This window comes from Curtobacterium sp. PhB170, from assembly GCF_003752345.1.
Taxonomy (GTDB): domain Bacteria; phylum Actinomycetota; class Actinomycetes; order Actinomycetales; family Microbacteriaceae; genus Curtobacterium.
Genome location: NZ_RJUM01000008.1, coordinates 266,028 through 287,718 on the forward strand (window position 1 = coordinate 266,028; position 21,691 = coordinate 287,718).

Sequence of the window (21,691 nt, forward strand, 5' to 3'; positions counted from 1 at the left end):
CGGCCGATGCTGTTGCGTCGTGTCGGCCTGTTCCGTTGTCCTGTTCCGCTGTCCCGTTCCGCTGTCCCGTTCCGCTGTCCCGTTCCGCTTCGTGAGCAGAAATGGTCGGGTCCCGTCACGCCACCCGACCATTTCTGCTCACGAAGTCGGGCCGGCGGGGACCTCGAGCGGCTCGGCGGCCCCGGCGGCGACCGTACTCGACGGGTCAGTCGCCCGGCAGCGAGAGCTTGCTGCCCTTCGGGTTGCCGGGCCGGCCGCGGGCGGGCGGTGCCGGCGGGACGGGCGGGAGGGCCTCGGCCTCGACGCGCAGCTGCTCCTGACGGCCGAGGGTGCGGATGCCCCCGATGGCGGTGACGGCACCGCTCGCCGGGATGAGGATCCAGACCGCGGAGAGACCGACGATGTCGTCGTTCGACGAGACCGTGAAGACGTTGAGGAGCACGGTCGCGAGCAACGCGAGCGCCCACCCTCCCAGCAGCAGGTACCCGCGGAACGCTGCCCGGACCAGCAGGTCCCGGGTCTCGGGCATGCCGTGCAGGACGGCGTCACGGTGCTTCGGGTCGACCGCGGGAGGGTTGCGGCGGTAGTAGCGGGCGACCGCCTCTTGGGTGCGCCAGCCGATGCCGGGGATCGGCGGGACGTTCCAGCCCTTCGGCCCGACCGGTACGAAGCACGTGCCGATGAGTCCGATGCCGGAGGCGAACAGCACCGCCACGACGACCGCAGCGGCGACGGGGACGGAGCCGTCGTCGAAGAACAGTCCGAGGACGACGAGTCCCGCCAGCGCGACGAAGGCCACGATCACGCCGACGACCACGATGCGGCGGCGGCGCTGCACGCTGACGAGGGCGGGCAGTCGCTCCCGGTACACCTGCCACCCGATCTTGAACACGTGTCATGTCTACCCGGGCGTGCGGCGTCGTGGCTCGGGCGCTCGGTACTTCGTGAGCAGAAATGGTCGAGTGCGCTCGTGGGACCCGACCATTTCTGCTCACGAAGTGCGGCGCGGGCGCGGCGCGGGTGCGGCGCGGGTGCGGCGCCGGCACGCCGCGGACACGCCGCGGACACGCCCGGCGGCCCGGGCAGGCGCGGGCTCCCGGGCCCAGCACCCCGGGCCCGCGCAGCACACGTCCAGGTGGGCGCGATGACCTCGGATCCATGAGTCTCGACATCGTCTACACCGCAGCCGCCCACGCCACCGGAGGCGGCCGCGACGGGCACGTCCGCAGCGAGGACGACCGGCTCGACCTGGACACCCGCCCGCCGAAGGAGATGGGCGGCAGCGGCGAGGGCACCAACCCCGAGCAGCTGTTCGCCGCCGGGTACGCCGCGTGCTTCCTCGGTGCACTGCACGCCGCGGGCAAGGAACTCGACCTCGACACCACCGGCGCCGAGGTCTCCGCCGAGGTCGGCATCGGCGGCGCCGGCAACGGCACGTTCGGCCTGGCGGTCGAGCTCGACGTCTACGCACCGGCCACCCCGCAGGAGCAGCGCCAGCGCCTGGCCGAGCGCGCGCACGAGATCTGCCCGTACTCGAACGCCACCCGCGGCAACATCACCGTCGCGCTGTCGATCGTCGACTAGCGTTCCGGCGTGGTCACCGACGAGACGCGCTGCCCCTGTCTGAGCGGCAACCCCTACGGCGAGTGCTGCGGCCCCCTGCACCGCGGCGCGGCCGCGCCGACCGCGGAGCGCCTGATGCGCTCACGCTTCAGCGCGTTCGCGCTAGGACTGCCGGAGTACCTGTTGCTCACCTGGCACCCGCGCACCCGTCCGGCAGCCCTCGAGTTGGACGCGTCCCAGCGCTGGACCCGGTTGGACATCCTGACGACGACCTCGGGAGGCCCGTTCGACTCCCAGGGCACGGTTGCGTTCCGCGCGTGGTGGCGTTCCGACGACGACCGCGGGACACTCGAGGAAACGAGCGAGTTCGTCCGCGAGCAGGGACGATGGTTCTACGTGGACGGGGTCGTCGCCTGACGGCTCCGCACCACGCCAGCTGACAGGAGTCGACATGCCCGCACGCGACCTCACCCGCTTCGGCGACCGGACCACGGCCGCCGAGGTCGTCGACGGCCTCGACCTGACAGGACGGACGGCGATCGTCACCGGCGCCGCGTCCGGCATCGGGGTGGAGACCGCCCGAGCACTCGCCGGAGCCGGAGCGCGCGTGACGCTCGCCGTGCGGGACGTCGACGCCGGCCGCCGGGTCGCGGACGACATCGCCCGGTCGACGGGGACGGACGCACCGGCCGTCGTCGAACTGCACCTGGACCGCCCGGCCTCCGTCGAGGCGTTCACCGCAGCGTGGTCGGGGCCGCTCGACGTGCTCGTCGCCAACGCCGGCATCATGGACGCGCCCGAGTCGTACACGCCCGCCGGGTGGGAGGCGCAGTTCGCCACGAACCACCTCGGGCACTTCGCCCTCGCGCTCGGGCTGCACGACGCCCTGGCGGCCTCGGGTTCGGCCCGCATCGTCGCGGTGTCGTCGAGCGGCCACGGCGGTTCGCCCGTCGTGTTCGACGACCTGTTCTTCCGCCGGCGTCCCTACGAACCCGGACTCGCCTACGGCCAGTCGAAGACCGCCAACGTGCTGTTCGCCGTCGCTGCCGGCCGGCGGTGGGCCGCCGACGGCATCACCGCGAACGCCCTGATGCCCGGCGGGATCTGGACCGGGCTGCAGAAGCACTGGGACCCGGAGGTCCTTGCCGCCACGAAGATCGCCGCCGCCGATGCCGTGAAGACCCCGGAGCAGGGAGCCGCGACCTCGGTCCTGCTCGCCACTGCACCCGAACTCGACGGGGTCACCGGCCGCTACTTCGAGGACTGCCACGAGGCAGCGGTGGTCGAACGGATCGAGGACGGCCTGCACGGCGTGCTGCCCTGGGCGCTCGACCCGGACCGGGCCGACCGGCTGTGGGACGTGTCCGTCGCCCTGCTCGACGCCGAGGCGCGGTCCCGCGGCTGACCACGGCGGCGCCGGGGTCGTCGTCGTCGGCTAGTTGCTGATGACGGCGGGCAGGCCGACGGCAGTGCGCATCGCACGACGGACGGCGGCCTCGTCGGGCAGCAGCTCGTCCTCGTCACCGGTCAGGAAGAAGCGGATCTGCCCGATCGCCTGTTCGGTGAGCATGTCGAGACCGTTCAGCACCCGGCCGCCCGCACCGGCCCAACGCGACGCGACGGCGGTCGGCCACGGTTCGTAGGCGACGTCGAACAGCACGGCGTCCGACCCCGACGGCACCAGCTCGAGCGGGTCGGCCGCGCCGCCGGGAAGCGTCGACAGGACGAACCCGTGGTGGGTGCCGGGCAGGTCGCTGAGCGGCAGGACCTCGAGCGAGACGCCGAGCCGCACGGCCAGCTCCACGAGCGAGCCAGCCTTCGCGGTGTCGCGCAGGAACACCCGCACGAGCGACGCTCCGAGCCGCACGGCCGCGGTCAGAGCGCTCGCCGCGGTCGCGCCACCGCCCAGGATCGTGGCCTCGCCGGGCACGTGCCCGAGGGCCTCGACCGGACGGACGAGCCCCTGGACGTCGGTGTTCGCACCGGCACGGACAATGCTGTCGCCCTCGTGGCGGAACGCCACCGTGTTGGCGACCCCGAGCTCATCGACCAACGGGGTCGTGCGGTCGAGGAGCGGCAGCACCTCGCGCTTGAGTGGCATCGTGAGACTCAGCCCGCGCCATCCGGGACCCAGCCCCGCGACGAACGCGTCGAGCCCGCCGGACGCGACCTCGTGCCTCCCGTACGACCACCCCAACCCGAGCGCGTCGTAGGCCGCTTCGTGGAGCGCGGGGGAGAGCGAATGCGCGATGGGGGAGCCGAGCACCGCGAGGCGCGTGCGGTCTGGATCTGGGACGGCCACGATCACCCAGCCTATCCAGCCGACTTCCTGAGCGCCCCGTTAGGTTAGGCTACCCTTCGTGATCCGCTCATCCCTTCGTCTCCGACGTGTCCTCGCCGCTGCGGGTGCCGTCGTCGCAGCCTCCCTCGTCCTCGCCGGCTGTGCCTCCGGCTCCAGCTCGTCCGAGTCGTCCTCGGGATCGTCGTCCGACGGCGCCTTCCCGGTGTCCATCACGACCGGCCTCGGCACCACGACGATCGACTCGCAGCCCAAGCGCGTCGTCGCACTCGGCTGGGGCGACGCCGAGACCGCGCTCGAGCTCGGCGTGCAGCCGGTCGGCGCGAGCGACTGGCTCGCCTTCGGTGGCGACGGTGTCGGCCCGTGGCTCAAGGACGCGTACACGAAGTCGCCGAAGATCATCCAGACGCTCGAGCCGAGCTACGAGGACATCCTCAAGCTCAACCCGGACCTGATCCTCGACGTGAAGTCGTCTGGTGACAAGGACCGCTACGACAAGCTGTCCGCGATCGCGCCGACCGTCGCGATCCCGAAGGGCGGCGAGAACTACCTCGCTTCGACCGAGCAGCAGACCACGATGATCGCGAAGGCGCTCGGCAAGGAGTCCGAGGGCAAGAAGCTGCTCTCCGGCCTCGACGACGCGTACGCCGCGGCACGCAAGGCGCACCCGGACTTCGAGGGCAAGACCGCCGTCGTCGGTGCGTACAGCTCCGAGGGCTTCGGGGCGTACGCCTCCACCGACAGCCGCTCGTCGTTCATGAAGAACCTCGGGTTCACGATCCCGTCGGCCATCGACAAGGAAGCCGGCAAGGCGTTCTCCGTCACGCTGTCCGACGAGAACCTCGACCTGCTCGACGCCGACCTGACCCTGATCCTGCCGATCTACGTCGACGCGTCCAAGGCCGAGGCTGACCCGCTGTTCCAGAAGGTGCCGTCGGTCGAGGCCGGCCACTACATCGTCTTCGACGACAAGGACGTGTCGGCGGCGTTCTCGATGGGCACCACCGCTGCGATCGAGTGGGCGCTCGACAAGCTGCCGGCCCAGTTCGAGGACAAGCTCGGCTGACCTGGCCTGACTTCACCCGCGAACGCGACAGGGTGCCGCCGAACTTCGGCGGCACCCTGTCGCTTTTGCGTGGCGGGGCTGACGGTGTGGTCGAGACGGCTCAGACGGCTCAGACGGCTCAGACGGGGAAGCTCGAGCCGAGCAGCGCGAACAGCAGCGTGATCAGCGGGAGCGTGCCCTGCTTGAACGCGGAGTTGACGTACTTGCGGCCGGAGCCGATCAGGATCACTGCGGCGCCGAGCATGCTCGCGGTCGAGAACACGACGAGGGTCCAGCCGGTCGCGGTGTTGCCCGCCAGCACGAGCACGACACCGAGGATCGCGCCGATCGCCAGGAACAGGTTGTAGAACCCCTGGTTGAACGCGAGGGAGCGGGTCGCGTCGGCCTCGGTCTCGGTCGCGATGCCGAACACCTTGCGGGCGCGTGGACTCGTCCAGATGATGGATTCGAGGAACCAGATGTACACGTGGACGAGGCCAGCGAGGACCGCACACACGCCCGAGATCACGAGCAAGACCGACATGTGCTCATTCTCGCAGGCGTCGGCGGGGTTCGGCTGCGCGTCCGCCAGTAGGCTCGGGGCATGAGCGACGACGTCACCCCGCCCGGGCCCGAAGCGACGGCTGTCGCCGAACTCCGGAGCATCCGGCAGAGCATCGACAACATCGACGCCGCCGTCATCCACATGCTCGCCGAGCGCTTCAAGTACACCCAGCGAGTGGGGCACCTGAAGGCCGAATCGGGCATGCCCGCCGCCGACCCGGACCGCGAACAGATCCAGGTCGCACGGCTCCGCAGCCTCGCCGCCGAGGCGCACCTCGACCCCGCCTTCGCCGAGAAGTTCCTCAACTTCATCGTCGCCGAGGTCATCCACCACCACGAGCGCATCGCCGGACGCGACGAATGAGCGTCGACCTGCCGACCCTGCTCGTCGGTTCCTACACCGCCACCGGCGGCGGGAACGCGACCGGTATCTCCCTGGTCGACGGCGGCGCTGCCCGCGCGGGTGCGGGCGCTCGTGCGGGCGCGGGCGCTCGTACCGTCGCGGTGCTCGACGATCCCTCGTTCCTCGCCGTGTCGGGCGACCGTGTCTACGCCGTGTCCGAGACGAACGACGGCGGTGTCTCAGCCTTCCGGATGCAGAACGGCGCGCTCGAACACCTGTGGGACGCCTCCGCCGGCGGGGACGCCCCGTGCCACCTGCGGGTCGACCCGTCCGGGGCCCTCATCGTCACCAACTACGTCTCCGGCACCGTCACCGCCGTCTCCCTGGCGGCGGCCGAGTCGTTCTCCGCCTCGGTGCTCGCGAGCGACGGCGTCGTCCTGCCCGCCGACGGCGTGCACGGCCGCAGCGACCGGCTCGCCGTCCCCGCCTCGGCCATCGCCGTCGCGACCCTGCCCGCCGCCACCGGCCCGGTGCAGGACCGGCAGGATGCGCCGCACGCGCACCAGTCCGTCGCGACGCCGGACGGCACGGTGCTCGTCGCCGACCTGGGTGGCGATTCACTGCACGAGTTCCGCGTGACCGTGTCGGCCGACGGCGTCCCCACGCTCGAGGCGCTGCGCGTGCACCACGTGGCACCCGGCGTCGGCCCGCGGCACCTGGCGTGGTACGACGGCGACCTGTTCGTCGCCGGTGAGCTCGACGGCGCGGTCCACCGACTCCGCCGCGACGAGTCCGGCTCGCTCGTGACGATCGCCTCGACCCCGACGTTCGAGGGTGCGGTGGGGGAGTCGCTCCTCAGCCACATCGAGGTCGACGACGCCGGACGCGTGATCGTCGCCGTTCGTGGCCGCGACCTGATCGTGGTGCTCGACGCCGCGGACGACGGGCTCGCGCTCGTCGGGTCCGCGTCGTGCGGGGGTGCCTGGCCGCGGCACTTCGCCCGGGTGCCCGGGTACGTGCTCGTCGCCAACGAGCGATCGGACGCCATCGCCGTGCTGCCGATCGGTGCCGACGGTGTGCCGGGCGAGGCCGTCGAGCAGATCGCCGTCGGGACCCCGACGTGCATCGTCCCGCTCTGACGGGGCGTTTGCTGGTGCGCGCCTGACGCCGTCGTGTTGCGACAACGCCTCCGTGTTCACGAGACGCCGCTGAATTCGGGGACGTTTCGTCGACACGGAGGCGTCGCGCGCAGACGACGGCGTGTTCCGACGGGTCGTTAGCGCTCGATCAGGTTCTCGAACGGGCGACCCTCGGCCAGCGCGGCGACCTGCCGACGCATCAGCTCGATCGACCGCGGGACGCTCAGGTCGGTGTTGCCCCCGACGTGCGGCGTGAGGACCGTGTTCGGCGTCGTCCACAGCGGGTGGCCGTCGGGCAGGGGCTCGGGGTCGGTGACGTCGAGCGCCGCGAACAGCCGCTCGGACTGCAGCTCCGCCACCAGCGCGTCGGTGTCGACGACCTTGCCGCGGGCGACGTTCACCACCAGGGCGCCGTCGGGCAGCGCGGCCAGCAACTCGGCGTCGACCAGCCGTTCGGTCTCGTCCGTCAGTGGCGCGATGAGCACGAGGACGTCCGTCGTCGGTGCCAGCTCGGGCAGCTCGCCGAACGCGTGCACGTGGCGACCGTCCTGGTCGCGAGCCGTACGGGCCACCACGGTGACCTCGGTGCGGAACACCTCGAACCGGGTGGCGATCGCGGACCCGATCGCGCCGTAGCCGACGACCGTGACCCGGCGGTCGGCCAGGGAACGGGTCTTCCGGGCGTCCCAGACACCGTTGGCGCGATCGGCCTGGAACGCCCCGAGCTCACGCAGCGAGGTCAGCGCCAGGCCGACGGCGAGCTCGGCGGTCTCGTCGTCGTGGATCCCACGACCGTTCGCCAGCTGGGCGTGACCGGGCACGTGCGGCACCGCGTGCTCGTAGCCGGCGCTCGGCAGCTGCAGGAGCTCGAGCGCCGGCAGGTCGTGCACGAACTGCCAGCGGTGCCGTCCACCGAAGTAGAACGGCAGGAACGTGATGGCGACGTCGCCCGGGCGACCGTACGGCGCCTCGACGTCCCACACGTCCAGCTCGATGCCGTCCGGCACGGGGCCGAACCGGTCGACGAGCTCCGCGAAGGGCAGGGTGACGATGGGCACGCGGTGTCCGCCGGGCCTAGGAGTCCGTGCGCGGCGAGAACGCACCGTCGGAGTCGAGCGGCCCACGGCCGACGTAGCCCTCGGTGACGTCCTCGACGATCACGTCGCCGAAGCGGGCCGGCAGCGTCGCGTTGTGCGTGCCGCGGAGCTCGTCGAGCGTCGCCGTGAACGCACCCTGGACCTCGAGCGCGTTCGACGTGGCGTCGGTCACGCCGATGCGCAGGACCGGGAAGCCCCGACCGTCGCACAGGCCCTGGAAGCGGACGTCGTCCTCGCGCCGGACGGTCACGATGACGCGACCGGTCGACTCGGAGAACAGCGCGGTCGCCGTGTCGATGCCGTCGCGGGACTCGAGCTCGTCGAGGACCACGCGGGCGCCGAGGCCGAAGCGGAGCACCGACTCGGCGAGCGACTGGCCGAGGCCACCGTCCGCCAGGTCGTGCGCACTCGTCAGCAGCTGCTCGCCGCTCGCCGCGAAGAGCAGCTCGGCGAGCTCCTTCTCGCGACCGAGGTCCACCGCCGGGGGACGACCGCCGAGGTGTCCGTGCACCGTGCCTGCCCAGGCCGACCCGTCGAGCTCGAGGCTCGTCGTGCCGAGCAGGTAGATATTGTGGCCGTCGTCCTGCCAGCCCGACGGGACGCGCTTGGCGACGTCGTCGATGACACCAAGCACACCGACGACCGGGGTCGGGTGGATCGGGGTCGAGCCGGTCTGGTTGTAGAACGACACGTTGCCGCCGGTGACCGGGATGCCGAGCTCCATGCAGCCGTCGGCCAGTCCCTCGACCGCCTCGGAGAACTGCCACATGACCTCGGGGTTCTCGGGGGAGCCGAAGTTCAGGCAGTCGGTGACCGCGGCGGGGACGGCACCGGTGACGGCGACGTTCCGGTACGCCTCGGCCAGGGCCAGACGAGCGCCCTGCTTCGGGTCGAGCTGGCAGTAACGACCGTTGGCGTCGGTGGCGATGGCGACACCGAGACCCGTTTCCTCGTCGACGCGGATCATGCCGCCGTCGTCGGGGAACGACAGCGCGGTGTTGCCGAGCACGTAGGTGTCGTACTGGTTCGTGACCCAGTTCTTCGACGCCAGGTTCGGCGAACCGAGCAGGCTGAGGAACTGCGCCTTGAGGGCGGGGCCGTCGGCTGGACGGTCGAGCGAGGCGGCGGTGTCGGCCTGCAGCGCGTCGATCCAGGTCGGGTAGGCGACCGGGCGGTCGTACACGGGGCCGTCGACGGCGACGGTGCGCGGGTCGACGTTGACGATCTCCTGGCCCTGCCAGTCGATGACGAGACGGCCGGTGCCGGTGACCTCGCCCAGGACGCTGGTCTCGACCTCCCACTTGCCGACGACGCTCAGGAACTCGTCGAGCTTGTCGGGGCGGACGACCGCCATCATGCGCTCCTGGCTCTCCGACATCAGGATCTCTTCGGCCGTGAGCGTGGGGTCGCGCAGCAGGACGTCGTCGAGCGAGATGTGCATGCCGCCGTCGCCGTTGCTCGCGAGCTCGGACGTGGCGCAGGAGATGCCCGCGGCGCCGAGGTCCTGGATGCCCTCGACCAGTTCCTTCTGGAACAGCTCGAGGCAGCACTCGATCAGGACCTTCTCGGCGAAGGGGTCACCGACCTGGACGGCGGGACGCTTGGTCGGGCCGCCCTCGGTGAAGGTGTCGGACGCCAGGATCGACGCGCCGCCGATGCCGTCGCCACCGGTGCGGGCACCGAACAGCACGACCTTGTTGCCGGCACCGGACGCGTTCGCCAGGTGCAGGTCCTCGTGCCGCAGGACGCCGACCGCCAGGGCGTTGACCAGCGGGTTGCCCTGGTACACCGGGTCGAAGTAGGTCTCGCCGCCGATGTTCGGCAGGCCGAGGCAGTTGCCGTAGAACGAGATGCCACCGACGACGCCGTGCACGACGCGTGCGGTGTCCTCGTGGTCGATCGCGCCGAAGCGGAGCTGGTCCATCACGGCGACCGGGCGGGCGCCCATCGAGATGATGTCGCGGACGATGCCGCCGACGCCGGTCGCAGCGCCCTGGTACGGCTCGACGTAGGACGGGTGGTTGTGCGACTCGACCTTGAAGGTCACCGCCCAGCCGTTGCCGACGTCGACGACACCGGCGTTTTCGCCCATGCCGACCATCAGGTTCTTCGTCATCTCCGGCGTGACCTTCTTGCCGAACTGACGGAGGTAGTTCTTCGAGGACTTGTAGGAGCAGTGCTCGGACCACATGACGGAGTACATCGCCAGCTCGCCCGAGGTGGGGCGGCGGCCGAGGATCTCCTTGATGCGGGCGTACTCGTCCGGCTTCAGGCCCAGCGCGTCGTACGGCTGGTCCTTGTCGGGAGTCGCCGCGGCATCCTGCACGGTGTCGGGCTTCGGGCGCACGTAAGTCGTCACGGTGTTGTCGTTCCCTGTCACTGGAGTCGCGGCCGTCACTTGACGAGCGTCGACTCGATCACGGAGGTGAAGAAGGTGAGGCCGTCGGTGCCGGAGGCCATGGCAGCGGCGGTGTCCGGGCCGAAGCCGGGCTCGGTCGCGTGCTCGGGGTGCGGCATGAGGCCCACGACGTTGCCACGCTCGTTCGAGACGCCGGCGATGTCGTCGATCGACCCGTTCGGGTTCACGCCGACGTAGCGGAACACGACCTGGCCGTTGTCCTCGATGCGCTTGATCTCGTCGGCGTCGGCGACGAACCGGCCGTCGGCGTTCTTGAGCGGGATCGTGATCTCCTGCTGCGCGGTGAACCCGGAGGTCCAGGCGGTCGAGGTGGTCTCGACGCGGAGCTTCTGGTCGCGGCGGATGAACTGCTGGTGCGCGTTGCGGGTGTGCGCGCCGGGGACCAGGCGGGCCTCGGCCAGCATCTGGAAACCGTTGCAGATGCCGAGCACGGGCATGCCCTTGCCGGCGGCGTCGATGACCTCGGCCATGATCGGCGCCTTCGCGGCGATCGCTCCGGCGCGCAGGTAGTCGCCGTAGGAGAACCCGCCGGGCAGCACGATGGCGTCGACGCCCTGCAGGTCGTGGTCGCCGTGCCAGAGGGCGACGGGGTCGGCACCGGCGAGACGGACCGCGCGCTGGGCGTCACGGTCGTCGAGGGAGCCGGGGAAGGTGATGACGCCGATGCGCATCCGGGTCACTGACCTTCGACGGCCACGGAGACGACGTCCTCGATGACCGCGTTCGAGAAGACGTCGGCGGCGATGTCGCGGACCTCGGCCAGCTTGGCGTCGTCGACGGGGCCGTCGACGGTCACCTCGAAGCGCTTGCCGATGCGGACGTTGGTCAGGTCGGCCTTGCCCAGACGGGCGAGGGCGTTGCCCACCGCCTTGCCCTGGGGGTCGAGGATCTCAGCCTTGGGCATGACCTCGACGACGATCGTTGGCACGTGTTCTCTCCAGCGCTTCAGGGGTGGGGGACGCGACCAGTCTACGGGGCGCGCGCGACACGCCGGGACGGATCCGGGCCTCCTGTGGAGAACGTGCTGTGCGTTTGCTCACCTGTGTTCGACTCCGTATATTCGAAGTCGAATAGTCCAGTCGGAAGACTGCCGCATCGATCCGTCAGGAGGCCCGCATGGCGTCGCTCACGCCCCTCGCGTTCGCCGCGCTCGACCTGCTGAACGAGGCACCGATGCACCCGTACGAGATGTTCCAGACGATGGTCCACCGGCAGGAGGAGCGGAACGTCAAGGTCCGCCCGGGCACCCTGTACCACCAGGTCGGCCGCCTCGCCGAGCTCGGGTTCGCCGAGGTCGTGGGCACCGACCGCGACGGCAACCGGCCGGAACGCACCACCTACACGATCACCGACGCCGGCCGCGCAGCACTCGCGGACGGCCTCCGCCGCATGGTGGCGGAGCCCGCGGACGAGTACCCGGAGTTCCACCTGGCTCTCTCCGTGCTCGAGAACCTGCCGCACACCGAGGCGGTCGATGCCGTCCGGGCCCGGATCGTCGCACTCGAACAGGAGCGCGACGACTACGACCAGGCACTCCAGCGCGTGCAGGCCAAGCAGCTGACCGAGCGGTACTGGCTCGACGTGTCGTACGTCCGTGCGATGCTCGCCGCGCAGATCGAGTGGCTCAGCACCACCGTCGACCGCATCGCCAGCGGCGACCTCCCCTGGGACGGCCCGGCCGTCCCCACAGACACTGACTTCCCCACGAACAGCAAGGACACCACTCGATGACCACCGTCACGCCTCCGCGGACGACCGAGAAGAAGCCGTGGCCCGCCCTCTGGGCGCTCGTCGTCGGCTTCTTCATGATCCTCGTCGACTCGACCATCGTGTCGGTCGCCACCCCCACCATCGCCCAGAAGCTCGACGCGGACATCAACTCCGTGATCTGGGTGACGAGCGCGTACCTGCTCGCCTACGCCGTGCCGCTGCTCATCACCGGCCGCCTCGGTGACCGCTTCGGCCCGAAGGTCATGTACCAGATCGGCCTCGTGGTGTTCACGCTCGCCAGCCTCTGGTGCGGTCTGGCCGGGTCGATCGAGATGCTCATCGTGGCCCGCGTCGTGCAGGGCCTCGGCGCCGCGATGATGAGCCCGCAGACGATGTCCGTCATCACGCGCATCTTCCCGCCGCAGAACCGCGGTGCCGCGATGGGCCTCTGGGGCGCCGTAGCCGGTGTCGCCTCGCTCGTCGGCCCGATCGTCGGCGGCCTGCTCGTCGACGGCTTCGGCTGGGAGTGGATCTTCTTCGTGAACGTCCCCGTCGGTGTCGTGGCGTTCGTGCTCGCGCAGCGCTTCGTGCCGTCGTTCGACCGCCACGGGCACCGCTTCGACTACCTCGGCATCTTCCTGTCCGCAGCGGGACTGTTCCTGCTCGTCTTCGGCATCCAGGAAGGCGAGACCTACGACTGGGGCACCATCGCCGGACCGATCTCGGTGTGGTCGCTCATCATCGTCGGGCTCGTGGTGCTCGCCGGGTTCGTCGTCTGGCAGGGCGTGCAGAAGGGCGAGCCGCTGCTGCCCCTCGGCCTGTTCAAGGACCGCAACTTCACCCTGGCCAACGTCGCCATCACGGCCGTCGGTGTCGCGATCGCCTCGTTCGCGCTGCCGATCATGCTCTGGGCGCAGGACGTCCTGCGGTTCTCGCCGACCCAGGCGGCACTGCTCCTCGTGCCGCAGGCCGTGCTGTCCGCCGGTCTCGCACCGCTCGTCGGCAAGAACCTCAACCGGTGGAACCCGCGCTGGGTCGCCGCATTCGGTCTCGCGTGCTTCTCAGCCGGGCTGTTCTGGTTCGGCGCTCTCCTCTCGTCGAGTGCCGACTGGGGATGGGTGCTCCTGCCGAGCGCGCTCCTCGGCATCGCCAACGCCTGCATGTGGGGTCCGCTGTCCGTCTCGGCGACGCGCAATCTGCCACCGAAGCTGGCCGGTGCCGGCTCGGGCGTCTACAACACCACGCGCCAGATCGGTGCCGTGCTCGGTTCAGCCGGCATCGCCGCGCTGATGGAGGCCCGGATCACCGCGAACTTCCCGGCCTCGACCGGTGGGACCTCCGCCGGTGGTGCCGAGCAGCAGGTCGGCGGACTGCCCGGGTTCCTGCTCGAGCCGTTCTCGCGCGCCATGGGTGAGTCGCTGTTCCTGCCGGCGATCGTGCTCATCGCGGCGATCGTGGCGGCGCTGTTCCTGGCGAAGCCGAAGCAGACCGTCGCCTGGCAGCAGACCGGTGGCGTGACCGCGCAGCCCGACGCGGAGGGCACTGCGCCGGCCGAGGGCGACGCGAAGCCGACCGAGCACGGCGTGCACGCTGCGGCCGCTGCTCCGGCGACTGCCGAGGCCGAGCTCGCCGCCATCGACCACCACGGCAAGCACGCCGACGCCTGACCCGCGCCGACCACCCGGGCCCCGGGCTGCTCCCACGAGCGGCCCGGGGTCTGCGTGCTTCCGGGGCGGGGTCCGGGCGCAGTCGTTGCGGCCGCGGGGGTGCGACACCCTCGACGTCGTACGACAACGGGTTCGTCGCAGTCCCGCGTCTGCAACCGTTGCGGCCGCGGGGGTGCGACACCCTCGACGTCGTACGACATCGACGTCGTCGTTCGGGGTCGGCGCCCCGCCCGCGCGCTCAACCCCGGCGCTGCAGGTGCTCCCGCGTCAACTCGTCGATCTGCTCGTCGGTCAGGGCGTCGACGGCGTGGGCCTCGCGGCGATCGGTCCGCTGCCACCGGATGAACAGCGAGATGAGCACGGGGATGTCGGCCACCTCGGCGATGAACCACAGCAGGTCGCCCGCCAGGTGCTGATCGCGCAGCGGCGACGGGAACCACGGCTGCCCCACGGCCTGCACCACCGACCCGTCGAGCACGTGGTTCGTGATCCGGAGCACGATGCCCGGCACCGCGTCGATCATCAGCTCCACGAAGGCGAGCAGGAACTCCGCGGTGACGAACGTCGACGACCGCAGCACCCCGGGTTCCGACAGTGGAGCGAGCAACCCGAACCCGAGCATCGGGACCGTCACCGTGATCACGACGGCCCAGACGGACGATTCGCGCAGGGTCGCCGCGAACGGTGTCAGCAACAGGCCGAACAGGACGAGGGCGACGAGCGGCGCCACGATCGCGTTGCCGAGCAGGCGCACTGGACGCGACCGCATGGCGGCGTCGGCGGCGTGCGCGAGGCGATCCGGGCCTCCTGTCCGGAGCAACGAGACGGGCGAACCGAGCGCGGCGAAGGTGGGGACCGCGAAGAAGAGCAGAGCGGACCGCAGCACGAACGCCCACCGGAGCTGCTGGTCGTACACGCCGACGATGCCGAACTGCAGGATCCCGAACAGCACCAGCGCGGCGACGAAGGCGAGGGTGCGCCACCAGGGCCAGCGTGCGCCGCGACGTGCGGCGGCGACGACCCACCAGCCGTAGGCGACCGCCGCGACCGCGATCATCACCGCGGACAGGGGATCGAACCGCCAGGTGCTCCAGAACTCGGGTGTCGACGGCGTCGGGTGCCTCCAGGGGATCGGCCTGCCGCCATCCTCTGCCCGGCGCGTGTGCCGGTGCAGGCCCGAGTGGCCCCGAACGGTGAGAACCGTTTCAGGACGAGGGGAGGCGCTGGTGTACAGTGAACGTGTTGTCTTGATTCCTGCAAAAGAAAGGCTCAGCATGGACGCCGACGCCGATCTGCTCCGCACCTCGGGCCTCCGGGTCACGACGCCGCGACTCGCGGTGCTGCGGGCCACCGAATCGATGCCGCACGCCACCGCCGACGACATCGTCACGGCGCTCACGGCGGAACTCCCGACGACCAGCCACCAGGCCGTGTACGGGGTGCTCGCCGCGCTGACCGGCGTCGGCCTCGTCCGACGCATCGAGCCGGCCGGCAGCCCCGCTCGGTACGAGCGACGCACCGGTGACAACCACCACCACATCGTCTGCACCCTGTGCGGCGCGATCGAGGACGTCGACTGCGCCGTCGGGCACTCGCCTTGCCTGACCCCGTCGGACGCGCACGGCTTCGCCGTCACCACCGCCGAGGTCACCTACTGGGGCATCTGCGAGCGGTGCGCCGCGGCCGAGCGCGACGACGCGGGCGATGACGCGGCCAGCGACGCCGGCGATGACGCAGCCAGCGACGCCGGCGCACCAAGCGCAAGCCCAAGCGCAGACGAGTCCGGCGCCCCGCGCGTCCCCTGAACCACCCGAGCACCCCTGACCGAACCAACCGTTCCACCCAAGGAGGAACCGTGTCCGACCAGAACACGACGCCCGGCCAGCCGGCCGGCACCCCCACCACGACCACCAACTCCGGCGCTCCCGTCTCGAGCGACGAGCACTCGATGGGCGTCGGGGCCGACGGCCCCCTCGCGCTGCACGACCACTACCTGGTCGAGAAGCTCGCCCAGTTCAACCGCGAGCGCGTGCCGGAGCGTGTCGTCCACGCGAAGGGCGGCGGTGCCTTCGGTACCTTCACCGTCACGCAGGACGTCAGCAAGTACACCCGCGCCGCGTTCCTGCAGCCGGGCCAGCAGACCGAGATGCTCACGCGCTTCTCGTCCGTCGCCGGTGAGCAGGGTTCGCCCGACACGTGGCGCGACCCCCGCGGTTTCGCGCTGAAGTTCTACACGTCCGAGGGCAACTACGACCTCGTCGGCAACAACACCCCCGTCTTCTTCATCCGCGACGGAATCAAGTTCCCCGACTTCATCCGCTCGCAGAAGCGCCTGCCCGGCTCGCACCTGCGCGACCACGACATGCAGTGGGACTTCTGGACCCTGTCGCCCGAGTCGGCGCACCAGGTCACGTGGCTGATGGGCGACCGCGGCCTGCCCGCGTCGTGGCGTGAGATGGACGGCTTCGGCTCGCACACCTACCAGTGGATCAACGCCGAGGGCGAGCGCTTCTGGGTGAAGTACCACTTCATCACCGAGCAGGGCCACAAGACCCTGACGCAGGAGGATGCCGACCGCATCGCCGGCGAGGACGCGGACTTCCACATCCGCGATCTGCACGCTGCGATCGAGCGCGGCGACCACCCGCGTTGGACGCTCAAGGTGCAGGTCATGCCCTACGAGGACGCCGCGAGCTACCGCTTCAACCCGTTCGACCTGACGAAGGTGTGGCCGCACGCGGACTACCCGCTCATCGAGGTCGGCACGATGGAGCTCAACCGCAACCCGGAGAACTACTTCGCCGAGATCGAGCAGGCGACCTTCGCCCCCTCGAACTTCGTTCCCGGCATCGCTGCCAGCCCGGACAAGATGCTCCTCGCGCGCATCTTCAGCTACGCGGACGCCCACCGCTACCGCGTCGGCACCAACCACGCGCAGCTGCCGGTCAACGCCCCGAAGAACGAGGTGCACTCGTACTCGAAGGACGGCGCGATGCGCTTCGACTTCCAGAAGTCCGAGGTGCCCGTGTACGCGCCGAACTCGCTCGGTGGCGCACACGCCGACCCGACCGCGACCGACGACGTGCCCGGCTGGGAGTCCGACGGCGCGCTGCAGCGTTCCGCCGCGACCCTGCACCCGGAGGACGACGACTTCGGTCAGGCCGGCACGCTCGTCCGAGAGGTCCTCGACGACGCCGCCCGTGAGCGCCTGGTCGGCAACATCGCCGGTCACGTCTCGAAGGTGACGCGCGACGACCTGCGCGAGCGCGTGTTCGCGTACTGGACGAACGTCGACGCCGACCTCGGTGCGCGCGTGCGCGCCGCGGTCGTGCCGAGCGCGCCGGGTTCGAACGAGGACCCGGAGACGGTTGCGGTCGAGGCGTAGTCCGGTGGACGCGGGGGCGTGAGCCCCGGTCCACCACCTGACGGACGGGAGGCACGGTGCCAGCTGGCACCGGGCCTCCCGTCCGTCTGTCGTTGCGTTCTAGACCTCTTGCCCGTTCAGCCAGATCGGGCCGGCCGGCCAGTCCTCCAGGGCTGCGGCCACCGGCCGCACCATCCAGCCGCCCTGCTCGGTGTTCGTGATACCGGCGCCCTCGGCGGTGAACGCCGAGAAGGTGCCGACGACCTCGGGGAACTCGTGCCAGCCGAGCTTCGCGTAGAAGGGGATGCGGTTCTCGCCCGCGCCGAGGAAGCCGTACGGCACCGCGAGCCCGTCGAGCACGGCGTGCGTGCGCTCCATGAGTTCCCGGCCCTTGCCCGATCCTTGGAGCCTGGGCGACACGGCGACGAGGCCGGTGTCACCGACCAGGACGTCGCGCCCGCCGACCGTGATGAACATGCGGCGGATCCCGACGTGCGCCAGGACGACGCCGCCTTGGTCACGGGCCAGGACCCGGCGTTCGGGCTGCATGCCGGACCAGCTGCGGCCGCCCACGTACCAGTGGGACCAGTCCGGGAACGCCTGCGCGAGCAGTGCTGCGATCGCTTCGTGGTCCGGGAGCGAGAGGGAGCTCTCCTCGACCACCTCCCACTGGATGTCATCAGTCACGCGTCCATCCTGCACGGATGTGGTGATGGTCGTTGCGCTCGCGTACTGACCGGTAATACGTTAACGGTGACATCGGGGTGATGTCGCAACGAAAGGGGAGATCGATGTCGATCAAGAACGTCGTGCTGGGTGCGGTCGTGTTGGGGAGTGTCGTGGGCGGTGGGATCGCGGTCGACACCGCGACGGCGCCGGAGGCGAGTGCTGCGTGCTACGGGTCGGTGACGCTGACCAAGGGGAAGAACAACTCGTGTGGCAACGGCGCGCGGCACTGGAACGCGATCAGGAACGCGTCCTCGAAGTACGGGGCCTGGGTGGGGAAGGGGCACATCTCGGCGCAGAAGCTGTGTTGGGCGAACGTCGTCTCGTACGGCATGACGGCGCGGTAGTGCGCCATCTGTTCGGTGGCCGTGCCGCTGTGTGCGTCGCGGCCACCGCGGTCCTCGTCCTGTCTGGCTGTAGCAGCGCTGTGGAGACCACGATGTCGTCGGAGGTAGCCCTTGAATCGGCGGGGCCGTGGGCTGAAGAGTTCCGAGCCGCGCTCGATGACGGTGTGTCGGACTTCGAGTTCAGGATCCTCGCTGACGGTGATGTGACCGCTGCGGAGCTCGAGGCCGCGCACGACCGCGTGAGTCGGTGCCTCGCGGACTCCGGACTGCGGATCGACTACGACCCGGACGGCGGATTCGGCCTCGAATCACTCGATGGGCGCTACCCCGACGACTTCTTCGAGCGCTCGGACCCGATCCTCCGAAAATGCGAGGAGACCGCCGACGAGTACGTCACACAGCTCTTCGAGGAGACGCGCCGGAATCCTCAACGTCTCGATGACGCGAAGATCACGGTTCCCTGCCTGCGGGATTCCGGCTTGGTGGGAAAGGACTACACCGAGCGGCAGTGGCGGAAGGACTACGACGCCGACACGTTCCCGTTCGACGAGACGAGCGACGCTGCGATCCAGTGCCGTGTCGACCCGCTCGGGCTCTGGCGGCAGTGATGCGCTTCCCGTCTGCCGCGCTCCTGTCACTCGGGGCGATGGTGGTCGCGGCGGCGACGGCCGCTGCCATCGTGGTCGCTGTGCCGGCCGAGGTCCCGGCTGCACTCCGGACGGCGGCCCCCGCGAGCACCGTCCGGGTGACCGAGCGCTCCGATGCCGATGAGCGACAGGTGCAGCTCGCACTCGACACCGGTGCCCCACGGGCGGTCGTGACGTCGCGGACCGGCACGGTGACGACGTCGACGTGCTCGACCGGGGTACCCGTGCGGAGTGGGGACGTCCTCGCGCGGGTCGACGGGCGTCCGGTGATCGCGCTCGCCAGTGACGAGCCGCTGTGGCGCGACCTCGAGCTCGGCGACCGCGGGGCCGACGTCACGGGGTTGCAGCGGGAACTCACGCGCCTCGGTGCCGGACTGAGCATCGACGGCGTCCTCGGCCCGGGCACGCTCCACGCTGCGCAGCAGTTCCTGGTCGACCGAGGCGTCGACCGCGACGACCTGCCCGACGGCGTCGTGCCGCGGGACCCGTTCGCATGGGTGCCAGCCGCCGAGAACACCGTCCTGGCGTGCGTGGCCGTCGTCGGGGCAGCGGTCGGCGCCGACGGTGTCCTCGTCGAACTCCCGGCCGAACTCCGCGGTGCGCGCATCGAGGCGCTCCCGGTCGATCCGGCGCCGGGGGAGCGCGTGCTGCGGATCGGGAACGCCGACGTCCCGATCGACGCCGCCGGGGTGGTCTCGTCGCCGACGGCCCTCTCCACGATCACCGCCCTGCCGGAGTACGCGGCGACGGTCGCTTCGGCCGACGGCACACCGACGGTGGCCGCGACGTGGGCGCTCAGCCAGCCACGAACGGTCCAGATGGTGCCACCGACGGCCCTCTGGGACCTCGAGGGTGACCGGGCGTGCCTGCAACCGACGACGGGGCGGTCGCTCCGGGTCGAGGTCCTCGGGTCGGAACTCGGGCAGTCGTTCGTCCGGGTGCCCGGCGGACGAACGCTCGACCGGATCCGTGCCGCGCCGGACCGGTCCAGCTCGTGTCGGTGACGCTCGAGGGCGTGGGGCACGTCTGGCCGAACGGCACCGTGCTGTTCGACCGCGTCGACCGCACCTTCGCCGAGGGAAGCGTGACCGCGGTCGTCGGGCCGAGCGGCTCCGGCAAGTCAACGCTGCTCGCGATCCTCGCCGGGATGCTCCGTCCGACGCGCGGCGCCGCCGTCCGTCCGCCGGGCTGTCGGCCGCTCTGGGTGTTCCAGAACCCGCACGGGGTTGCCCGCCGCCGCGTGCTCGACCACGTCGCGCTGCCGTTCGTCGCCCAGGGCGCGGATCGTCGGACCGCAGACGTCCGGGCACTCGAGGTCCTCGAGCGCTTCGGGCTCGGCTCGCGAGCGCACGCGCGGTTCGCCGAACTGTCCGGTGGCGAGGCGCAACGCCTGATGCTCGCGCGCGCGATCGCGAGTGCGCCGGGTCTGATGCTGGTCGACGAGCCGACGGCGCAACTCGACCGGGCGACCGCGATCGAGGTGAACCGTGGGATCGGTGCGCTCGCCGCGGCGGGGACGGTCGTCGTCGTCGCCACGCACGACGACGCAACCCGTGACGCCTGCGACGGAGTGCTCGACCTCGGGCGGTACCGATGAGCCCTCGGCGGATGCAGGTGACCGAGGTCTGGCGGGAGGCGTGGCGCGACATCGCCTCCGGAGCTTCATGGGCAGCCACGGCCGCTGTCGTCCTCGCGGTGCTGCTCAGTGGTGTCGTTGGCCTGCGCGCCGCAGCGGTCGCCGATGACGTCCGGGCTGCTGCGGAGTTCGTCGCGAGCGGTGCGGCGACGACCGTCCAGCGGGCCGAGGGCCGGATCGACGGCCGCGTGTGCGATGCCCTCGCGGATGCCGAAGGGGTCATCGCGTCCGGTGCGCTCCGGCGCCTCGACGCCGGAGTCGTCCCCGCCGCGCTGCCGGGCTCGGCGATCCCGACCTACGAGGTGACCGCCGGGGTGCGTGGCTTGCTCGGCGGCTCGGCTGCCGACGGGGCCGCGGGAGTGATCATCTCGCCCACGGTGCACGAGACCCTGGGGCTTGCTGCCGGCGATCGCCTCGCGACGGTGGGCGGCGCGGGCACCGGAATCGCCGGTGTGTACGACCACCCCGACGACGGCCGGGACCCCGACCTGGAGTACGCGGTCCTCGCGCCGACGGTGGACGACGGGTCGCCGTTCGACGCCTGCTGGGTGACGGTGTGGCCGCAGCGCGACGACACGGTCTCGATGCTCCGGCGCACCGTCCTGCCGGCGAGCGGGGCCGAGGGCGAAGACCGACCGACCGCCGGGCAGCTCAACCCGACCCTGGGCGCGGTCTTCACCCCCGCGGTGCAGCAGCCAGTGCTCGTCCCGTTCGGTGCAGCGGCCCTCGTGGGGCTGACGATCGGCGCGGCAGCGGTCGCACGGCGCCGGCTCGCCCTGGCCTCCGACCGGCACGTCGGGGTACCGCGGAGCGCGCAGGTCCTCGGCATCGTCCTGCAGCACGTGGTCTGGGGATCGGTCGGGGCCCTGGTCGCGACGAGCGTCGCGGTGGTGTCGGTGCGTGGCCTCGACGTCGACGACGCACTGCCGATCGTGCGCGAGGCGATCGCGATCGCGTCCCTCGGGCTCGTGGGCGCGCTGCTCGGTGGGGCGCTCGCCGCGGCTGCGATCCGCGAGCGCGCGCTGCACCGCTACTTCCGCTCCCGCTGACCGCGGCCGGCGGGGCGGACACGCACCGGGCCTCCCGTCCGCTGCGCGCCCCGTCCGTTGCGCGCCCCGTTCGCTG

24 protein-coding genes are annotated in these 21,691 nt (G+C 71.0%); 15 read left to right on the forward strand and 9 right to left on the reverse strand.

Going from position 1 to position 21,691, the window contains the following annotated elements:
• Positions 1 to 205: 205 nt before the first annotated feature.
• Positions 206 to 892, reverse strand: a complete 687-nt coding sequence (locus EDF40_RS01795) for a hypothetical protein (protein WP_123340111.1) — start codon at positions 890 to 892, stop codon at positions 206 to 208.
• 266 nt (positions 893 to 1,158) lie between these two features.
• Between EDF40_RS01795 and EDF40_RS01800 the strand changes: the two genes are divergently transcribed.
• Genes EDF40_RS01800 through EDF40_RS01810 form a run of 3 tightly spaced genes read left to right on the forward strand, consistent with a single transcriptional unit; the run spans position 1,159 to position 2,968 of the window.
• Positions 1,159 to 1,584 carry an organic hydroperoxide resistance protein gene (locus tag EDF40_RS01800; protein WP_123340112.1) on the forward strand — a complete coding sequence of 142 codons (426 nt, stop codon included), beginning with the start codon at positions 1,159 to 1,161 and terminating at the stop codon, positions 1,582 to 1,584.
• A gap of 9 nt (positions 1,585 to 1,593) precedes the next feature.
• Positions 1,594 to 1,980: a YchJ family protein gene (locus EDF40_RS01805; protein WP_123340113.1), complete on the forward strand. Its 387-nt coding sequence runs from the start codon at positions 1,594 to 1,596 to the stop codon at positions 1,978 to 1,980.
• A gap of 34 nt (positions 1,981 to 2,014) precedes the next feature.
• Entirely contained in the window at positions 2,015 to 2,968 is a 954-nt protein-coding gene (locus tag EDF40_RS01810) for an SDR family NAD(P)-dependent oxidoreductase (RefSeq protein WP_123340114.1), read from the forward strand.
• A gap of 30 nt (positions 2,969 to 2,998) precedes the next feature.
• Here the strand turns inward: EDF40_RS01810 and EDF40_RS01815 are convergent, their stop codons facing one another.
• Entirely contained in the window at positions 2,999 to 3,865 is an 867-nt protein-coding gene (locus tag EDF40_RS01815; RefSeq protein ID WP_123340256.1) for a shikimate dehydrogenase, read from the reverse strand.
• 58 nt (positions 3,866 to 3,923) lie between these two features.
• Here EDF40_RS01815 and EDF40_RS01820 point away from each other — a divergent pair, with 58 nt between their 5' ends.
• Positions 3,924 to 4,928: an iron-siderophore ABC transporter substrate-binding protein gene (locus EDF40_RS01820; protein ID WP_123340115.1), complete on the forward strand. Its 1,005-nt coding sequence runs from the start codon at positions 3,924 to 3,926 to the stop codon at positions 4,926 to 4,928.
• A 118-nt stretch (positions 4,929 to 5,046) separates the two neighbouring features.
• Here the strand turns inward: EDF40_RS01820 and EDF40_RS01825 are convergent, their stop codons facing one another.
• Positions 5,047 to 5,451, reverse strand: coding sequence for a DUF1304 domain-containing protein (locus tag EDF40_RS01825; RefSeq protein WP_123340116.1), 405 nt, complete (start codon positions 5,449 to 5,451; stop codon positions 5,047 to 5,049).
• Between the two features lie 60 nt (positions 5,452 to 5,511).
• On the opposite strand from EDF40_RS01825, the gene EDF40_RS01830 reads away from it, so the two are divergent.
• On the forward strand, positions 5,512 to 5,835 hold the full coding sequence (locus EDF40_RS01830) for a chorismate mutase (RefSeq protein WP_123340117.1): 324 nt from the start codon (positions 5,512 to 5,514) through the stop codon (positions 5,833 to 5,835).
• Complete coding sequence (locus tag EDF40_RS01835; RefSeq protein ID WP_123340118.1) at positions 5,832 to 6,953, forward strand: beta-propeller fold lactonase family protein; 1,122 nt, start codon at positions 5,832 to 5,834, stop codon at positions 6,951 to 6,953. The genes EDF40_RS01830 and EDF40_RS01835 overlap by 4 nt, the downstream gene beginning before the upstream one ends.
• A gap of 137 nt (positions 6,954 to 7,090) precedes the next feature.
• Here EDF40_RS01835 and EDF40_RS01840 read toward each other — a convergent pair whose 3' ends face one another.
• Genes EDF40_RS01840 through purS form a run of 4 tightly spaced genes read right to left on the reverse strand, consistent with a single transcriptional unit; the run spans position 7,091 to position 11,397 of the window.
• Complete coding sequence (locus EDF40_RS01840; RefSeq protein WP_185002667.1) at positions 7,091 to 8,011, reverse strand: 2-hydroxyacid dehydrogenase; 921 nt, start codon at positions 8,009 to 8,011, stop codon at positions 7,091 to 7,093.
• Between the two features lie 16 nt (positions 8,012 to 8,027).
• Positions 8,028 to 10,409, reverse strand: coding sequence for a phosphoribosylformylglycinamidine synthase subunit PurL (gene purL / locus EDF40_RS01845; RefSeq protein ID WP_260213214.1), 2,382 nt, complete (start codon positions 10,407 to 10,409; stop codon positions 8,028 to 8,030).
• A gap of 35 nt (positions 10,410 to 10,444) precedes the next feature.
• Positions 10,445 to 11,140, reverse strand: coding sequence for a phosphoribosylformylglycinamidine synthase subunit PurQ (gene purQ, locus EDF40_RS01850; RefSeq protein ID WP_111085606.1), 696 nt, complete (start codon positions 11,138 to 11,140; stop codon positions 10,445 to 10,447).
• 5 nt (positions 11,141 to 11,145) lie between these two features.
• Positions 11,146 to 11,397, reverse strand: a complete 252-nt coding sequence (gene purS, locus EDF40_RS01855; RefSeq protein WP_123340121.1) for a phosphoribosylformylglycinamidine synthase subunit PurS — start codon at positions 11,395 to 11,397, stop codon at positions 11,146 to 11,148.
• A gap of 188 nt (positions 11,398 to 11,585) precedes the next feature.
• On the opposite strand from purS, the gene EDF40_RS01860 reads away from it, so the two are divergent.
• On the forward strand, positions 11,586 to 12,200 hold the full coding sequence (locus EDF40_RS01860; protein ID WP_111085590.1) for a PadR family transcriptional regulator: 615 nt from the start codon (positions 11,586 to 11,588) through the stop codon (positions 12,198 to 12,200).
• Positions 12,197 to 13,846, forward strand: coding sequence for a DHA2 family efflux MFS transporter permease subunit (locus EDF40_RS01865; RefSeq protein WP_123293635.1), 1,650 nt, complete (start codon positions 12,197 to 12,199; stop codon positions 13,844 to 13,846). Before EDF40_RS01860 ends, EDF40_RS01865 begins: the two co-directional genes overlap by 4 nt.
• A 238-nt stretch (positions 13,847 to 14,084) precedes the next feature.
• Here the strand turns inward: EDF40_RS01865 and EDF40_RS01870 are convergent, their stop codons facing one another.
• Positions 14,085 to 14,903 (reverse strand): cytochrome c oxidase assembly protein, encoded by an 819-nt coding sequence (locus EDF40_RS01870; RefSeq protein WP_123340122.1) that lies wholly within the window; start codon positions 14,901 to 14,903, stop codon positions 14,085 to 14,087.
• 217 nt (positions 14,904 to 15,120) lie between these two features.
• Here EDF40_RS01870 and EDF40_RS01875 point away from each other — a divergent pair, with 217 nt between their 5' ends.
• Entirely contained in the window at positions 15,121 to 15,651 is a 531-nt protein-coding gene (locus EDF40_RS01875; RefSeq protein WP_260213225.1) for a Fur family transcriptional regulator, read from the forward strand.
• Between the two features lie 50 nt (positions 15,652 to 15,701).
• On the forward strand, positions 15,702 to 17,231 hold the full coding sequence (locus tag EDF40_RS01880) for a catalase (protein WP_123340123.1): 1,530 nt from the start codon (positions 15,702 to 15,704) through the stop codon (positions 17,229 to 17,231).
• 99 nt (positions 17,232 to 17,330) lie between these two features.
• On the opposite strand, the gene EDF40_RS01885 is transcribed toward EDF40_RS01880, so the two are convergent.
• Positions 17,331 to 17,897, reverse strand: a complete 567-nt coding sequence (locus EDF40_RS01885; protein ID WP_185002670.1) for a GNAT family N-acetyltransferase — start codon at positions 17,895 to 17,897, stop codon at positions 17,331 to 17,333.
• Between the two features lie 104 nt (positions 17,898 to 18,001).
• Here EDF40_RS01885 and EDF40_RS01890 point away from each other — a divergent pair, with 104 nt between their 5' ends.
• From EDF40_RS01890 to EDF40_RS01910, 5 genes are all read left to right on the forward strand, one after another.
• Positions 18,002 to 18,283 carry a hypothetical protein gene (locus EDF40_RS01890; protein ID WP_123340125.1) on the forward strand — a complete coding sequence of 94 codons (282 nt, stop codon included), beginning with the start codon at positions 18,002 to 18,004 and terminating at the stop codon, positions 18,281 to 18,283.
• Positions 18,284 to 18,363: 80 nt separating this feature from the next.
• A complete protein-coding gene (locus EDF40_RS01895) occupies positions 18,364 to 18,891 on the forward strand; it encodes a hypothetical protein (protein ID WP_148053855.1) in 528 nt (175 codons plus the stop codon).
• Positions 18,891 to 19,934, forward strand: a complete 1,044-nt coding sequence (locus EDF40_RS01900; protein WP_123340127.1) for a peptidoglycan-binding protein — start codon at positions 18,891 to 18,893, stop codon at positions 19,932 to 19,934. Before EDF40_RS01895 ends, EDF40_RS01900 begins: the two co-directional genes overlap by 1 nt.
• 11 nt (positions 19,935 to 19,945) lie before the next feature.
• The gene (locus EDF40_RS01905; RefSeq protein ID WP_221180472.1) at positions 19,946 to 20,527 is read left to right on the forward strand and encodes an ATP-binding cassette domain-containing protein; all 582 of its coding nucleotides are present in this window, start codon (positions 19,946 to 19,948) and stop codon (positions 20,525 to 20,527) included.
• On the forward strand, positions 20,524 to 21,615 hold the full coding sequence (locus EDF40_RS01910) for a hypothetical protein (protein WP_148053856.1): 1,092 nt from the start codon (positions 20,524 to 20,526) through the stop codon (positions 21,613 to 21,615). Before EDF40_RS01905 ends, EDF40_RS01910 begins: the two co-directional genes overlap by 4 nt.
• Positions 21,616 to 21,691 lie beyond the last annotated feature (76 nt).

What these genes read in the sequence shown, in the direction of transcription:
- EDF40_RS01800 (WP_123340112.1), top strand. Translation starts at nt 1,159, where the DNA reads ATGAGTCTCGACATCGTCTACACCGCAGCCGCCCACGCCACCGGAGGC.
- EDF40_RS01810 (WP_123340114.1), top strand. Translation starts at nt 2,015, where the DNA reads ATGCCCGCACGCGACCTCACCCGCTTCGGCGACCGGACCACGGCCGCC.
- EDF40_RS01825 (WP_123340116.1), bottom strand. Translation starts at nt 5,451, where the DNA reads ATGTCGGTCTTGCTCGTGATCTCGGGCGTGTGTGCGGTCCTCGCTGGC.
- EDF40_RS01830 (WP_123340117.1), top strand. Translation starts at nt 5,512, where the DNA reads ATGAGCGACGACGTCACCCCGCCCGGGCCCGAAGCGACGGCTGTCGCC.
- EDF40_RS01835 (WP_123340118.1), top strand. Translation starts at nt 5,832, where the DNA reads ATGAGCGTCGACCTGCCGACCCTGCTCGTCGGTTCCTACACCGCCACC.
- purQ (WP_111085606.1), bottom strand. Translation starts at nt 11,140, where the DNA reads ATGCGCATCGGCGTCATCACCTTCCCCGGCTCCCTCGACGACCGTGAC.
- EDF40_RS01860 (WP_111085590.1), top strand. Translation starts at nt 11,586, where the DNA reads ATGGCGTCGCTCACGCCCCTCGCGTTCGCCGCGCTCGACCTGCTGAAC.
- EDF40_RS01865 (WP_123293635.1), top strand. Translation starts at nt 12,197, where the DNA reads ATGACCACCGTCACGCCTCCGCGGACGACCGAGAAGAAGCCGTGGCCC.
- EDF40_RS01870 (WP_123340122.1), bottom strand. Translation starts at nt 14,903, where the DNA reads ATGATCGCGGTCGCGGCGGTCGCCTACGGCTGGTGGGTCGTCGCCGCC.
- EDF40_RS01875 (WP_260213225.1), top strand. Translation starts at nt 15,121, where the DNA reads ATGGACGCCGACGCCGATCTGCTCCGCACCTCGGGCCTCCGGGTCACG.
- EDF40_RS01890 (WP_123340125.1), top strand. Translation starts at nt 18,002, where the DNA reads ATGTCGATCAAGAACGTCGTGCTGGGTGCGGTCGTGTTGGGGAGTGTC.
- EDF40_RS01900 (WP_123340127.1), top strand. Translation starts at nt 18,891, where the DNA reads ATGCGCTTCCCGTCTGCCGCGCTCCTGTCACTCGGGGCGATGGTGGTC.
- EDF40_RS01910 (WP_148053856.1), top strand. Translation starts at nt 20,524, where the DNA reads ATGAGCCCTCGGCGGATGCAGGTGACCGAGGTCTGGCGGGAGGCGTGG.